General features: G+C 46.0%; 12 protein-coding genes. 6 read left to right on the forward strand and 6 right to left on the reverse strand.

All coding sequences use genetic code 11. The annotated features are described in order from the left end of the window. Genes ACFI6L_RS00230 through ACFI6L_RS00250 form a run of 5 tightly spaced genes read left to right on the forward strand, consistent with a single transcriptional unit; the run spans position 1 to position 4,532 of the window. Entirely contained in the window at positions 1 to 807 is an 807-nt protein-coding gene (locus tag ACFI6L_RS00230; protein ID WP_014975612.1) for a sulfite exporter TauE/SafE family protein, read from the forward strand. 4 nt (positions 808 to 811) lie between these two features. After that, complete coding sequence (gene lgt / locus ACFI6L_RS00235; protein WP_014978255.1) at positions 812 to 1,624, forward strand: prolipoprotein diacylglyceryl transferase; 813 nt, start codon at positions 812 to 814, stop codon at positions 1,622 to 1,624. Positions 1,625 to 1,632: 8 nt separating this feature from the next. Then, positions 1,633 to 2,466: a thymidylate synthase gene (locus tag ACFI6L_RS00240; RefSeq protein ID WP_014948183.1), complete on the forward strand. Its 834-nt coding sequence runs from the start codon at positions 1,633 to 1,635 to the stop codon at positions 2,464 to 2,466. Between the two features lie 9 nt (positions 2,467 to 2,475). After that, entirely contained in the window at positions 2,476 to 3,546 is a 1,071-nt protein-coding gene (locus ACFI6L_RS00245; RefSeq protein ID WP_039224447.1) for a response regulator, read from the forward strand. Next, on the forward strand, positions 3,543 to 4,532 hold the full coding sequence (locus ACFI6L_RS00250; RefSeq protein ID WP_014948185.1) for a sensor domain-containing diguanylate cyclase: 990 nt from the start codon (positions 3,543 to 3,545) through the stop codon (positions 4,530 to 4,532). The genes ACFI6L_RS00245 and ACFI6L_RS00250 overlap by 4 nt, the downstream gene beginning before the upstream one ends. Here ACFI6L_RS00250 and ACFI6L_RS00255 read toward each other — a convergent pair. The 6 genes from ACFI6L_RS00255 to rapA all read right to left on the reverse strand — a co-directional run bounded on the left by ACFI6L_RS00255 (position 4,527) and on the right by rapA (position 13,319). After that, positions 4,527 to 6,713, reverse strand: a complete 2,187-nt coding sequence (locus tag ACFI6L_RS00255; protein ID WP_462573191.1) for a hybrid sensor histidine kinase/response regulator — start codon at positions 6,711 to 6,713, stop codon at positions 4,527 to 4,529. The genes ACFI6L_RS00250 and ACFI6L_RS00255 overlap by 6 nt on opposite strands. Before the next feature lie 85 nt (positions 6,714 to 6,798). Next, on the reverse strand, positions 6,799 to 8,145 hold the full coding sequence (locus ACFI6L_RS00260; RefSeq protein WP_202285531.1) for an AmpG family muropeptide MFS transporter: 1,347 nt from the start codon (positions 8,143 to 8,145) through the stop codon (positions 6,799 to 6,801). Positions 8,146 to 8,188: 43 nt separating this feature from the next. Next, positions 8,189 to 8,512, reverse strand: a complete 324-nt coding sequence (locus tag ACFI6L_RS00265) for a hypothetical protein (RefSeq protein WP_014948188.1) — start codon at positions 8,510 to 8,512, stop codon at positions 8,189 to 8,191. A 142-nt stretch (positions 8,513 to 8,654) separates the two neighbouring features. Further along, entirely contained in the window at positions 8,655 to 9,542 is an 888-nt protein-coding gene (locus ACFI6L_RS00270) for a DUF3530 family protein (protein WP_462573192.1), read from the reverse strand. Between the two features lie 149 nt (positions 9,543 to 9,691). Then, positions 9,692 to 10,408: a bifunctional tRNA pseudouridine(32) synthase/23S rRNA pseudouridine(746) synthase RluA gene (gene rluA, locus ACFI6L_RS00275; protein WP_014948190.1), complete on the reverse strand. Its 717-nt coding sequence runs from the start codon at positions 10,406 to 10,408 to the stop codon at positions 9,692 to 9,694. Between the two features lie 49 nt (positions 10,409 to 10,457). Then, positions 10,458 to 13,319 carry an RNA polymerase-associated protein RapA gene (gene rapA, locus ACFI6L_RS00280; protein WP_462573193.1) on the reverse strand — a complete coding sequence of 954 codons (2,862 nt, stop codon included), beginning with the start codon at positions 13,317 to 13,319 and terminating at the stop codon, positions 10,458 to 10,460. Between the two features lie 329 nt (positions 13,320 to 13,648). On the opposite strand from rapA, the gene ACFI6L_RS00285 reads away from it, so the two are divergent. Beyond that, positions 13,649 to 14,440, forward strand: a complete 792-nt coding sequence (locus ACFI6L_RS00285) for a DUF4019 domain-containing protein (RefSeq protein ID WP_283617422.1) — start codon at positions 13,649 to 13,651, stop codon at positions 14,438 to 14,440.

Below are 14,440 nucleotides of genomic sequence, written 5' to 3' on the forward strand. Positions count from 1 at the left end.
ATGGATCCGTTAGTTGTAATAGTTCTCAGCTGCCTTATTTTAGGTTCTGTGGTAGGTGTTCTGGCGGGTATGCTGGGCATTGGCGGTGGGCTTATCATCGTTCCTGTGTTGTCGTATTTGCTTATACATTTCATGGGAATGACCACTGAAACCGTAATGCCTGTCGCTATCGCTACCTCATTATCTACCATCATCTTCACAGGAATGTCGTCGGCCTTCGCGCATTACAAGCTGGGTAATATTCAAAGGCATGTTGTGCTTTACACAGGCTTAGGTATTGCTTTTGGCGCATTTGCCGGAGCTCAGGTAGCAAGCCATATTTCTGGTGAACTGCTTAAAGATGTGTTTGCGGTGCTGGTTATTTTAATTGCGATGCAGATGATATTTGGTAAGCAAAAAGCCTCAGAAAATGACGCATCAAAAGGTACGCTTGCGACTGTTGGTGGTGGAGCTGGCTTACTAAGTGCACTTATGGGGATTGGTGGCGGTGCATTATTGGTACCTGCGCTGGTATGGTTTCGTGTTAATGTACGCGCGGCAATTGGCTGTGCTGCCTTTTGCGGACTTATTATTGCCGTTTTTGGTACCACGAGTTTTATTGTGGCCGGTTACAATGCGATAGATGTACCAGAACATAGTTTAGGTTATGTGTATTTACCGGCAACAGCTGGTATTGTTGCCACCTCTATGTTTACCGCAAACATAGGTGCAAAGCTTGGGCAGCGAGTAAATGTTCGTGTGTTAAAAGCGATGTTGGCGTGCTTACTCGTGTTGGTGAGCATTAGAATGATTTTAGGAATTGAATAAAGTAATGGAACAGAGCAGTTATCTGGTATTTCCCAGTATCGACCCCGTTATCTTCAGTGTCGGTCCGTTAAGTGTCCGCTGGTACGGCCTTATGTATTTGGTGGGCTTTATCGCCGCGTATCTATTGGCACAAAAGCGTCTTTCACAAACCAACTGGAGCCGTGAGCAGTTAAGCGACCTGCTTTTCTGGAGCTTCGTTGGCGTAATATTAGGCGGTCGAATAGGCTATGTGCTTTTCTACCAGTTTGGTATGTTTCTCGACGATCCCTTGTACTTATTCAAAATTTGGGCTGGTGGAATGTCCTTCCACGGCGGGCTTTTAGGGGTGCTAACAGCCTTATTCTGGCGCGCCAAGTGTATGAACACGACCTTCCTTCGACTAGGCGACTTTGTTGCCCCGTTAGTACCCATCGGCTTGGGTGCTGGACGCATAGGTAACTTCTTAAACGCTGAACTTTGGGGGCGTAGCACCGATGTGCCTTGGGCGGTCATTTTCCCCAACGCGGGTAATATCCCCCGTCACCCATCACAGCTTTACGAGTTTGCGCTTGAAGGCGTACTACTCTTTATTATCCTATGGCTATATTCTGCCAAAAAGCGTCCAGTAGGGGCGGTCAGCGGCTTGTTCTTACTTGGTTACGGCACCTTCCGATTTATCGTTGAATACTTCAGAGAACCCGACGCACATATTGGCTTATATCAAATGGGACTAAGCCAAGGGCAACTTCTTTGTTTACCTATGATAGCTTTAGGAATAGGATTAATAGTCCGTGCTTACATGCGCGGAAAAGACCATGTTGAACAGCAAAAAATATAAGAATAACGATGAAAGAATATCTCGCTCTAATGCGCCATGTACGTGATACGGGTGTGAAAAAGGAAGATCGAACTGGTACAGGTACGTTAAGTGTATTCGGCTATCAGATGCGTTTTAATCTACAGGAAGGTTTCCCCTTGGTGACAACAAAGAAGTGTCACCTTAAATCCATTATTCACGAACTACTTTGGTTTCTTAAAGGCGAGACAAACATCGCTTATTTGAAAGAGCACGGTGTGAGTATTTGGGACGAGTGGGCTACCGAAGAAGGCGAGCTTGGTCCGGTTTATGGACACCAGTGGCGCAGTTGGGATCGCGGTGATGGCACATCGGTAGACCAGATTGCCGAAGTGGTTGAGCAAATCAAAAACAATCCAGATTCTCGTCGACTTATCGTTAGCGGCTGGAACCCTGCAGTGCTCCCTGATACCAATTATTCTCCTAAAGAAAATGCAGCGATGGGCAAACAAGCATTGCCACCTTGCCATACACTTTTCCAATTTTATGTATTAGACGGTAAGCTTAGCTGCCAACTTTACCAGCGAAGCGGCGATATTTTCTTGGGCGTTCCGTTCAATATCGCAAGTTATGCTTTACTGACCATGATGATGGCGCAAGTGTGTGATTTAGAGCCCGGCGATTTTATTCATACGCTAGGCGATGCGCATCTGTATTCAAACCATCTTGAACAGGTAGAGTTGCAGCTAAGTCGTGAGCCTTTCGAGCGCCCAACGATGGAAATTAATCCTGAGGTGAAAGATATCTTCGGGTTTTCCTTCGACGACTTCACGCTTAAAAATTACCAGTCACACCCACACATTAAAGCCCCTGTTGCCATATAAGGAGTTACCATGAGTACTCCGATATTAATATGCGACGACTCAGGTTTCGCAAGGCGCCAGATGGCGCGCAGTTTACCTGATGGGTGGGACGTGGATATTTCGTTTGCCGAGAATGGTGAGCAAGCCCTCGCGCTTGTTCGCGAAGGCAAAGGCGATGTGGTGTTTCTCGACTTAAACATGCCGGTAATGGACGGTTATCAAACCATGGAAGCCATTCGCCAACAGGATCTTCCTTGCTTGGTAGTTGTCGTTTCCGGTGATGTACAAGCGCAAGCGCGAGAAAAAATGCTCGCTCTTGGTGCCCTGGATTTCATAAGAAAGCCAATTGATAACGAAAAACTCAGCCACATCCTAGCCTCTTACGGGATTTACAGTGGCGAGACGCATTCTTCTGGTGCGAGCTTACAAAAAGCGCAAGACGATAGCGACTCAAATGCCGTTTTAGCCAAGCGCCAGATGAGTAAAGAAGATCAATTAGACGCATGCCGTGAAATGGTCAATATTGCCATGGGGCGTGCGGGTGAGAATCTTGCTCAACTGCTAGGTGAATTTATTGATTTGCCCATACCAAACGTCAACTTAATTGAAAGCAACGAACTGTCTATGGCGGTTGCGGAAATTAATCGTAACGACAGTGTTTCGGCAGTTTCAAAAGGCTTTATTAGTGAAGGTATAAGCGGCGAAGCGCTGGTTATTTTTAACGACACAAACTCTCAAAACATCGTTGAACTATTAAAGTATCCGCCGTCGGCTTCCTCCGACAAACTAGCGCTAGAAGCACTAATGGATGTTTCCAATATTCTTATCGGTGCCTGTTTAAACGGTTTGTCAGAGCAGTTAAATGTCGCCTTTAGCCACACACATCCGGTGTTACTGGGGCAGCACCAAGGACTATCAACGCTTTTAAGTGATAACGTGCAGCGTTGGGGCAAGCTCATGGCTATCGAAATAGGTTATGCCATTAAGGCCAGAGATATTTCCTTTGACCTGCTGTTGCTATTTCCTGGTGATGCCATGAACCATATCTATTCTCGGCTGCTCGATGATGACGCTGTGACACAAGACAAGGAAAGTCTATGAATGCATCTACAGACGCACTTTCCACCGGTGCTTTAGTTAATTCTTCTCAAGTACCCGCAGAGCTTCTCGATTCCATTGAAGTGGGCATTGCAGTGCTAGACCGCAACTTCAACGTTCAAGTGTGGAACAAGTTTCTTGAAAACCATGGTGCAAAGAAAGCGGAAGCAATCATTGGAGACAGTCTTTTTTCTCATTTCCCGGAAATAGAAGAAAAATGGCTGAGAACCAAAGTTGACCCTGTGTTCAATTTGAAGAGCCCGGTGTTTATTATTTGGGAGCAGCGTCCTTACTTGTTTAAGTTTGGTTGTAATCGCCCTGTAACCAGCGCTGCAGAGTTCATGTACCAAAATGTGACCATGTTCCCTATTGTCGATAAGCGCGGCAACGTAGAGCGGTTTTGTATGCTTGTTTACGATGTCACTGAGCAGGCGCTCGGTAAGCGTGGAATGGAGCATCTTAACGAAGAGTTGAAAACTGCGAGCCGCGTGGACGGTCTCACTGGGCTATATAATCGTCGCTACTGGCAGGAACGCTTTGATGAGATGCACAAACTTTGTGTGCGCCGAGAAAAGCCAAGTACTGCGCTTATGCTCGATATCGACCATTTCAAACGCATTAACGATACTTATGGTCATCAGGCTGGGGATAAGGTGATTAAGATGTTAGCAGCGCTGATTAAGCGCTGTGTGCGGGAAACCGACCTTGCAGGGCGCTACGGCGGCGAGGAATTTGCCATTATTCTGAATGACTCTTCGGTTGAAGATGCCAAGATAGTGGCCGAACGTATCCGACAATTAGCACAGCGTTTAGTGGTAGAACACGAAGGTGAGTCAATAAGTTTCACTGTTAGTTTAGGCCTTGCACAATTCTCTCCTGACTTTAAAGGAGCGATGGCATGGCTTGAGTGTGCCGATCAGGCGCTTTATGAAGCAAAAGAAAACGGCCGAAATCAATATCGCATTTATGCAGCGCCTGGCGCGTTATAGTGCTAGGCGTAGGGTGTTTTTGAGCTCTTGAAAGGTGACAGGCTTCACTAAGTGGTATCGAATACCTGCCTGCAGCGACGCTTCTTTATCGCTTCTGTGGGCATTGGCCGTAAGGGCGATGATTGGAAGGTCAGGGTGACCTTCTTTCATTATTTTAGCGACTTCCAAACCATTGATATCTGGTAAGTTGATATCCAACAGCACACAGTCAAACGCATTTTCACTCACTCTAATAATAGCGTCGTCACCGGTGTAGCTCACAGTAACTTCGTGGCCCATACATTGAAGCATATACTCCACCATTTCTGCATTAATGGGCTCGTCTTCTACCAGCAACACATTGGCCTTTTTCGTTGTTTCAACAACTCTTGCGTTACTTGCTGTAAGGTGATGGAGCGCATCTACAAAGCGGTTTCTATCGATGGGTTTAACAAAACTTTGATAGATGGGCAGTTCACTGTTTGCAATAATGTTGGCAATATCTGGGGTTGCTGATAACACAATAACGGGCGGTACCCGTTCACCAAAAATTGCCTTAAGCGTCCTCACTAGTTCAAGACCATTCATGCCCGGCATATACAAATCGGCAATAATGCCTGAAAACTGGAGTATTTCTTCGTGCAGATTGAGCAAGTTCGCACCAGATGAAAACGTGCGTGCGCTAAAGCCCTCTTTGGTAATAATTGATTGTAAATGCAGCCTAGATATCTCTAAATCGTCAACTACGGCGAAGGTCGCATTAGACGGTGCTGAATTTGTAGCGGGAAGATCCTCAATAGGTTTCAGAGGCAGTAAAATTTTAAACTCTGTACCAACTCCAACTGTACTGGTTACCTGAAGTGCACCGCCCAGCTTATCAACGCTGCGTTTAGCTACAGACAAGCCAATTCCTGCACCCGGGAAGCGTTGGCCAGTTGAGTGTTCGCCGCGATAGAAGCGTTCAAACATGCGCTTTTGCGTCGCCTCATCAATTCCTATTCCAGTATCACTAATTATAATAACGAGAAAAATCCCTTGGTTTTTCACCAAGGTTGTAACGGTGACGTCGATAAGTCCATTAGCCGTAAATTTAACGGCGTTATCAAGAATGTTAACTACCACTTTAGAAAGGGCGACAGGATCCGTTTCTGCGTAATGGGGCACACTGTGACTACAGTGCATATTAAATTCGATTTTTTTGTCTTTTACGCGTACAGAGAACGGCGAGATACATTCGTCGAGCAAGCTGATTAGGTCGACATCTGAAAAGTGCAGGTCGTCTTCAGTGTTATTGATTAATACATCGGTAAGGTTGTTGGTAAGATTAAGAAGTCGATAGCTGGATTGTTCAGCCTGCTGAATTAGTCTGGTACGCTGCTCTTCCATGTTAGGAATAAGTTCAAGAGCACTGATAATTGCACTTATTGGCGCTCTGAATTCATGGCTAATCAGCTGCAAAAACTCTTTGTTTTGCAAATCTCTATCGTCATCCACAACGGCAAGTCTCAACTTCGATTTACCAAACTTTTTAGGCGACTTGTTTGCATTACTTTTGTAAAAAAGCCATGCGATAAAATACCAAAGTACTATGACGACTGCGCCCAAAATAGTAGTGAGAAGCATCTTATTGCGCAACGCCTGAATACGCAGTAACAACGCGTTTTCTTCCGCCTGCATGGCATTGACCATAGGCAGCAGGCTAAATTGCTGTTGAATACGTTGAGTTGCGTCGGCTATCGGCAACTCAATAAGAGTATGAAGTAAATCTAGTGTGGTTTGCGCGACCTGCCGTGCAGACGCGCTATTCAATCCTTCTTTTGCTATTGCAAAGTCTCTTTCGGATAAGACTGTGGGCGAGATTGCTTGGTCTGCACTACTGCGAAGGTATTCAGATATACCTTGAACGGTGACCTGTAGCTCGCGCTTTAAAATAGTGTAATTCGCGGGTCCAGAAAACGCGCTGCTCTCCATCCGAAACGTAAATTGATTGATACTAGACTCAGTGGCAAGAATATTATCCTCTAAGTAACTCTGCTGCTTTAAGGCTGTTATGAGTGCTTGTTGCTTGCTCATCAGCGCGATTAAAACCGCAATAACAACCATAGCGATCAACAGTGCTGTAACACTCACTTTTGAAAAACTGAATGTCCGCGAAATTGATGATGATTTGCGCTGCGAGTGGCCAGCCTGATTTGAGCTCACGTTCATCCTTGCAAGTAATATGCGGTAGAGATACCTACCTTAAATGTAGGCAACTAACGCTAACTTGCAAGGAAGTAGAAAAAAATTACGGTGACTCAACGCGCTTTATATGGTGCCTAATTGAATACAAAAAGCAAAGGCTGGGAATTACCATGACTGCTGTGAGAATAAAGAACAAGCTCCAATTGCCTTCAAGACTATCTACAACAAAGCCGCTGCTAGAAGCGACCAAGGTTCTGCCCGCAACACTCAGGGAGGCCATGAGTGCGTATTGGGTTGCACTAAACGCCCGATTACACAATAGTGAGATAAACGCGACCATGGCAACGGTGCTCCAAGCCCCTGTAAAGCCATCGACAATAACGGTTATGGCTAAAAGAGATGTGGAAGGGCCTGTTTGCGCGATCAGTGCAAATAGTAAGTTAGACGCGGCCATGGCCACACCCGCAATCATTAATCCGCGGTAAATACCGTAGCGAATGTTAACCAATCCACCTAACAGTGAAAACACAATGGTTACCCACCAGTTGAGCAATTTTGAGTAAGTAGCGATATCGCTATTAGAAAAGCCAATTTCTTTATAAAACACGATACTCATGCGGCCTAGAAATGCTTCACCGATTTTAAATAGAAAGATAAACAGTAAAAACGACGCCGCTAATTTAACGCCGTTTCGATTGAAAAATTCGGCGAATGGCGTGACCAGAGTAGTTTGTATCCAGTGAAAAACGGGAGACTGCTTTGTATCTTTGGCTGTTATCTTTTCAAGCAAGGCTTCGCGGTCAATTTGTGGCTCGTTCGCTAAACACGTGGCGCACATTAATAAAGCCATGAGAGCACCGAGTAAAAGATAAATGTTTGGCCAAGTCCAAGATGTCATGTCAGCCAAGAAGAACGGGATAGCACCAAGCCCGCCATAACCTGTCCACCAGCCAGCGGTGGCTACTGAAGACGCAGCTGACATGCCGTCTTTGTCGTCTTGGGCAATACAGTCAATGCGAAAACCATCGATGGCGATATCTTGCGTGGCTGAGGCAATAGCAATAAGCAAACCGATTAATGCAACATAAAACAAATCTTGGTCTGCAGTGAGTTGAGACATCACTAAACACAGCAAAACTACACAGCCTTGCATAGCGAAAATCCAACCTCGTCGTTGACCTAATAGTGGGGGCTTGATTTTGTCGACAAGCGGAGACCAGAGAAAATTAAAAGAGTATGTCGCGAAAATAATGCCGAATAAGCCGATGGCCGAGCGAGACAAACCTTCATCTTTGAGCCAAGCAGATAGCACTGAACCAATCATGATCCAAGGGAAGCCACTGGAAATGCCGAAAAGAAATATACTGAGGTATCGTTTGTCGTTAAACGTTTTTAAAGCGTTGAGCAAAACTGCGGCCTTAGGCAAGAATACAAAAGCATATTGAGCCATGAACCACAGTGAGAAGCAATAACGCGTTGAAGTGAAAGTTTTACTATGGACGAATGCCTACGCAGTCGAGTGGGCAATGACCCAAACCTTCAAGGAAATTCACGCAGTTATTTAGTTCATCTACAAGAAACTGGTCGTTAATTAGCTTGTCTTCATTCCAATAATGCACTTGATGAAGTAAATGCCAAAAAACCCGTTCTTTTTGTGTATAGGGCTGCGTTAAGGTGTAATCAATTTGCCCCCATTCTTCCATACTATCCCAAAAGAATAGCTCGATCTCCTCGATAGGAAGCTCTCCTTGCCAAAATGCTCTCAAATAGAAACACAGCTGCTTTGCTTTGTTATCTACGAAATCTTGAACACTCACAAGTAACTCAACCGTTTATGTTTGCTAAAAGTATTATAGTTCATAACAATCTTACTGCTTAGGACAGAGGCTTGCTATTTACACCATTAAATTTAGGTAATTGTTTTGGATACTAATTTAGCGTAATCGGTTAATTATCGAATTACCACCCTAGGTGGCGAGTCCAACCAATAGTGCTATTTGCAACTATCTGAATATGAGGGGATTTCTGAAACTCCTTTATACTAAAGGCTAATAAATTGCTGGGAATAATTATTTGTCGATAGTGCATCTTTAGTGCGTTTTTTGCGCTAATCTTTCGCTTTTGCGTGGTACTGTTCGCCCAGTCGTTAAATCCACTTAGTGACAGATCCAATATTGGAAAGCTGGACTGCGCTATATTATCTATAACTAATGTGTTCGTTGATTCTTCTGGCCAAAAAGGTGAAATGGCTACGAAAGTGTCTGGATGAAGTTGAGGCTGTTGCTCTACGACGGACAAGTAAGTTGTGGCCAGCATGCCTTGTGCAATGACCATACGGTAGCCTGAATTGTCTTGTAAATAATTATTCAATGCATTGAGTTGTAAACTCAGCGCTGAAGTTGCTGATTCAAAATTGAGATACTGCGTAAGTTGATTACTTCTGGGGTGGATATTTTGGGCTGACATAGACGTAGTTTCAGAGTCTGATATGTCGGTGTTCGTAGATTCAGCAGGTAGGTTCTGCTGGGAAGTGACATTGACCGGCACATTAAACGGACTTATCACTACATTCCAGCCTTTTTCAGCAAGCATGTTGGCAAGGCTATTTCCCTGCGCGAGCGTAAGGCTAGAGGGAAAAGGCTCGGTGAGTATGATAGCCACACCCAAAGGTAATGGTGTTTGCGCTTCAATTTCAATAATTGGGGATTCAACTTCTCCAATCATCAAAGGTTTCACTTCTCCAGGCAGATAGGCGTGACTAACATCTGTGAAAAAGTCACAGTGAGCTGTCATAGGCAATAGCGAAACAATAACAGCAAATGTTAAAAGGAGAGCGTGCCTTTTCATAAAATGTGGTTTGCCTTTACCTTAATCTGGATCTATTCAGCTTGGACAGCATCAAATTAATTCGTACATCAAGCGTATACGAAGGTTATCGGCAGGGTGCGTTAAAACTAAAATGGAGTCTATTGATAAAGTTGAATAGCGTTAAAACGCTACTCAAAACTTTCTGAGAGCGGCTTTGGGCAAAACGGACTAAAAGGGATGGCGACATTAAAGTGCAGCCAATGCCCAAGTGTCGGGTGTGAAAGACTCAAGCTTTCAGCATGAAGCTGTAAACGAGGCGCCATGGATAACGCTTCTTCATGCGCATAGAGTCTATCTCCCAAAATAGGGTGACCCAAAGCAAGCATATGTACTCGCAGTTGGTGAGAGCGACCGGTAATGGGGTAAAGGGCAACGAGAGAATAGGGTCGCTCTTTTTCATCCAGTGTGCGCTCAATGACGTCAAAATGCGTTACGGCTTTTTTACCGCGCTCGAAGTCTACCATTTGCTTTGGCCTGTTTGGCCAGTCGCAAATAAGGGGAAGGTTAACCTCTCCGCTGTCTTGTTCTACATGTCCATGAACCCGGGCGAAGTAGCGCTTTTTAGTTTGACGTAACTCAAATTGTTTCGAGATATGGCGGTGGCTATCTTTATTAAGCGCCAGCACCAAAATACCCGAGGTCGCCATGTCTAAGCGATGCACTACTGTGGCGGTGGGATACACTCGGTTAACCCGGCTAATTAGCGAGTCGCGGTGCTCCAATGCTTTGCCCGGAACGCTCAATAGCCCGCTAGGTTTATGCGCAACCACCATGTCCTCATCTTGATACAAAATATCAAGATAAGGTGTCATCGGTGGGTTATAAACAAAACTTGGGTTCGCCATTATGTACTCGTTACTTCACAGTCGCTTTTGAATGTTTAACCTTTCGAGGTTACGGGTTATTTACCACAATACGAATGGCGTCCAGCTGAACATCTGCATCCTGAATAACTTTATCAAGGGCGTTCATTTGCGTTTCAATAAACTCAATTTCGCTGTCACGTACTGCTGGGTTACGCTTTTGAAGATCGCGCAAGCGCTGTATTTCTTCGTTAAGCGTGCTGTGCATGCTGTTAAGTGCGTCGTGTTGCTTTTGGTTAGCTTGCTGATGGGCAAGCTTACGCGCCTTTTCAATGGCAAGCTCTAGCGGCTGTTGCAAGGCTTTTAGAAGCTGAGCCGAGATCTTACGTCCAATTTTACGCTTAACGTCGAAGCTCAATTCAGACGGGTTTCCTTGCGCATCTAAACACACTCGCACGGGCGTTTGAGGTAAGAAGCGACCCAACTGAAGCGCTTTAGGCGCTTGCGCTTGCAGCACAAACAACGCCTCAACCCAATAAGCGCCTTTTGGCAAAGACGGCTCGGCAATGAAGCCCATGCTGCTCTTTCCGTGTACGTCGGTGAGTACTACGTCCATGGCGGTATGCACAAGTGGATGATCCCAACTTAAAAACTGTACGTTTTCTAGCGTTGTGGCTACACGGCGCTTGTAAGTAACCGTCATGCCTTCTGGGTCAAGACCTGGAAGCTGGCTCACCATCGATTCAGTTGGCATAAGAATAAAGCAGTCATTGCCTTTTTCGTCCTGCTGAACACCAATAGCATCGAATACGCGACCCATAAAGCGCGACAAATCTTGTTCGCTATCAAGGGTAATAATGTCTTCAAGCAGTTGTTCTACGCGGCCTTCACCCGAGGCATTAAGCTCAAGAAGACGATCGCGACCGGCTTCAAGCTGCGCTACGAGCTGGCTATTAAGCGTAACACTCATGTTCACTAGCTCGTCACGCGCGCTCATATCGTCAGGGTGTAAGCAGGCACCAATAAGCAAAGGCTTAACGTCGTCGAACACGCCAGAACCTGTAGGGCAGGTCTTTTCGAAGGCATTCAGCCCTTCGTGATACCAATCTAGTAATACGTGCTGCGCGGTTTTCGCTAAATACGGCACGTGAATTTGTACGGTTTGGGTTTGGCCAATACGGTCAAGACGACCAATACGTTGTTCAAGCAGATCTGGCGTGATAGGCAAATCGAACAGCACCAAATGGTGAGCGAACTGGAAGTTACGGCCTTCGCTACCAATTTCACTACACAGTAGAATTTGTGCGCCGTCTTCCTCATCGGCAAAATAATGGGCCGCTTTGTCGCGCTCCACAATGCTCATGCCTTCGTGGAATACACTGTGGCGAATACCGGTTTGCGTGCGAATAACCTCACCTAACTCTTGCGCTGTACGGGCGCTTGCGCAAATAAGCAGAATCTTTTCTGGCTTAACGCTTTGCATGAAATCAAGCAGCCATTCAACGCGCGGGTCTTGCTTGGTCCAGCTGTTAACCACGCTTGCCATACGTTCAGGATACAGTGAATAGGTTAAGTCGCCGCCACTCACGGCATCTGAATAAACCTCAGGCAAAGCCAGTTCGTAAGCGCTTAATTTACGCATCGGAAAGCCTTCGATATTGGCGCGGCGGTTTCTAAACAGCATACGGCCTGTGCCGTGACAATCGATAAGTTGGTGCAGCAGCGCATGGCGATTTTCCGGCGAGCTTAAATCACCCGCATGTTTCATTACGTCAGGCGCGAATTCTGCGAGTTTGCTGCGTTGTTTGTCGTTAGGCTCGGCGTCTGAAAGTAATGGTGCTACCGCATCGGCCAGTTGGCTGTATTTCGATTCTTCATCTAAGAATGCATCATAGCTATGGAAGCGAGCCGGGTCGAGCAGGCGCAAGCGGGCAAAGTGGCTTTCGTGACCAAGTTGATCAGGCGTTGCGGTAAGCAGTAATACGCCTGGCGTTTGGTTTGCCAGCGCTTCCACACACAAGTATTCTGCAGAGGGAGCCTCACTTGACCACGCAAGGTGATGGGCTTCATCGACAACCATTAAATCCCATCCTGCAGCTTGAATTTGCTGCTGGCGTTTTTCGCTCTTGCTTAGGAAGTCGATACTACAAAGTACCAGCTGGTCGTTTTCAAATGGATTCACAGCGCTCGCGTCAGATGTTTCGTCATCTTGTAAGCCTTCGCTCTTCTCTATAGCCTCGCAACGACTTTCATCGTAAATGGCAAAAGGAAGGTTAACGCGACGAAGCATTTCAACTAACCATTGGTGCATGAGCGAGTCTGGAACCAAAATAAGCACGCGCTCTGCGCGGCCTGTTTTAAGCTGCTGGTGAATAATTAACGCGGCTTCAATGGTTTTACCAAGACCTACTTCATCGGCAAGTAATACGCGAGGTGCGTGTCTGCCGCCTACCTCTGACGCAATGTGGAGTTGGTGCGGAATAAGCGATATGCGCGCACCTGCAAGACCAATGGTGTTTGAACGTAAGTAATCGTATTGATGATCTAAAGCACGCTCGCGCAAATCGAACCATTTAGGGTTGTCTAATTGCTGACTGAACAGGCGCTTTTCAGGTTGGTTCAAGCGAATGTGGCTGTCTAGCATGGTTTCAGGTAATCGCGCTTGCGCTTTGGTGTCTTCGCGAAGCCCGTGATAGATGAAAAGATCTTGGCTTTCTTCTTTTTCAGTAATGGTCATTTCCCAGCCGTCTTGGCTTTTGACCGTTTCGCCAATTTCAAAAATTAGTCGCGTAAGCGGCGCATCTTGCTTAGTATACTTTCGCGCTTCGCCTGTTGCTGGATACAACACTTCGACAGAACGGAAGTCGCTACCAATAACGACACCTAACCCCAGCTCTATTTCTGTGTTGCTTAACCAACGCTGACCAACTGAAAATTGACTATCTGAACTCATAAATCACCAACCTATTTTTCGGGGGGCGGTATTGTACGCATTGCGTTGTGATAAGTCATTAATACTAGCTCATTTGATTTGCGGTTGCAGGTGGGGGGATTGAGTACCTATGCCTTGCGTTAACAAGACGATTAGCACTAGTAGGCCTTCTTTGCTTCACAACGAGAATGCTGGTAGCAAAAGAATAAGAACGTTGACGTGCCCATCAGGCTTGCTTTGTCACAGGGTTGGCGTAAAACTGTCGTATCACTGACCATGGATATTTCTTACTGTTAACCGCGTTACGTTTTTAACGTATGTGAATCGCAGCTAACAGGAGGAAGCGCGAGATGGATATGAAAGTAGACAGTCAAAAGCTTATACAACTTCGCAATGCTAGGGCATGGAGTCAGCAGCATCTGGCAGATGTGTCTGGATTGAGTTTGCGTACTATTCAGCGAATTGAAAAAACACAATCTGCTTCACACGATTCAATAGGCGCACTTGCTTCAGTTTTCGAAACGACGCCCGATGCGCTTTTAATGGGTGAAACCCACGCCACCACAAGTCATCCTCAAGGGCTGCCAACCTCGCAAACTTCTACTGCGGGCGAGAATGCCGCAGCTCATCATTCAATTAAGCTGCAGGGTGACCGGCCAACGTCGTTGAATCCCCAACATGTTCTTTGGATCACGCTAGCGCTCGCCATCAGTTTGTTCGTTGCTATTTATTATGCGCAAACGGTCAATGCAAACAATGGTAGCAACCAAGTAATTGAAGCTGGCAAGCCAGTTAATGTCAGTAGCGAAGTCCTTGAAGATGCAACAAGTTGGCTGGAACTTATCGACAGCGGTGAATATGAACAAAGCTGGAAAGAGAGTGGGGCTATTTTTAGAAGCGGTATTTCAGTAGCTAAATGGACCGAGGCGATGCAGCTAGTCAGGGAGCCATTGGGGGCGGCCAAGTCGAGGGAAATCGCGTTAGCACAAGCGCCAACTTCACTGCCTGGATTGCCTAAAGGAAACTACCTAATTTTGTCGTTCACCACTGACTTTGATTCCCAGACCACAATGAAAGTAGAGACCCTTTCTATGGTGGAAGTTGATGGCGAATATAAAGCAATAGGCTACTTCATTAAGTAG

Source organism: Alteromonas sp. G4i35 (assembly GCF_054960375.1).

Excerpts from the sequence above, each read along its gene's own strand:
- ACFI6L_RS00250 (WP_014948185.1), top strand. The coding sequence starts at position 3,543 with ATGAATGCATCTACAGACGCACTTTCCACCGGTGCTTTAGTTAATTCT.
- ACFI6L_RS00260 (WP_202285531.1), bottom strand. The coding sequence starts at position 8,145 with ATGGCTCAATATGCTTTTGTATTCTTGCCTAAGGCCGCAGTTTTGCTC.
- rapA (WP_462573193.1), bottom strand. The coding sequence starts at position 13,319 with ATGAGTTCAGATAGTCAATTTTCAGTTGGTCAGCGTTGGTTAAGCAAC.
- ACFI6L_RS00270 (WP_462573192.1), bottom strand. The coding sequence starts at position 9,542 with ATGAAAAGGCACGCTCTCCTTTTAACATTTGCTGTTATTGTTTCGCTA.
- ACFI6L_RS00240 (WP_014948183.1), top strand. The coding sequence starts at position 1,633 with ATGAAAGAATATCTCGCTCTAATGCGCCATGTACGTGATACGGGTGTG.
- rluA (WP_014948190.1), bottom strand. The coding sequence starts at position 10,408 with ATGGCGAACCCAAGTTTTGTTTATAACCCACCGATGACACCTTATCTT.
- ACFI6L_RS00230 (WP_014975612.1), top strand. The coding sequence starts at position 1 with ATGGATCCGTTAGTTGTAATAGTTCTCAGCTGCCTTATTTTAGGTTCT.
- lgt (WP_014978255.1), top strand. The coding sequence starts at position 812 with ATGGAACAGAGCAGTTATCTGGTATTTCCCAGTATCGACCCCGTTATC.
- ACFI6L_RS00285 (WP_283617422.1), top strand. The coding sequence starts at position 13,649 with ATGGATATGAAAGTAGACAGTCAAAAGCTTATACAACTTCGCAATGCT.
- ACFI6L_RS00245 (WP_039224447.1), top strand. The coding sequence starts at position 2,476 with ATGAGTACTCCGATATTAATATGCGACGACTCAGGTTTCGCAAGGCGC.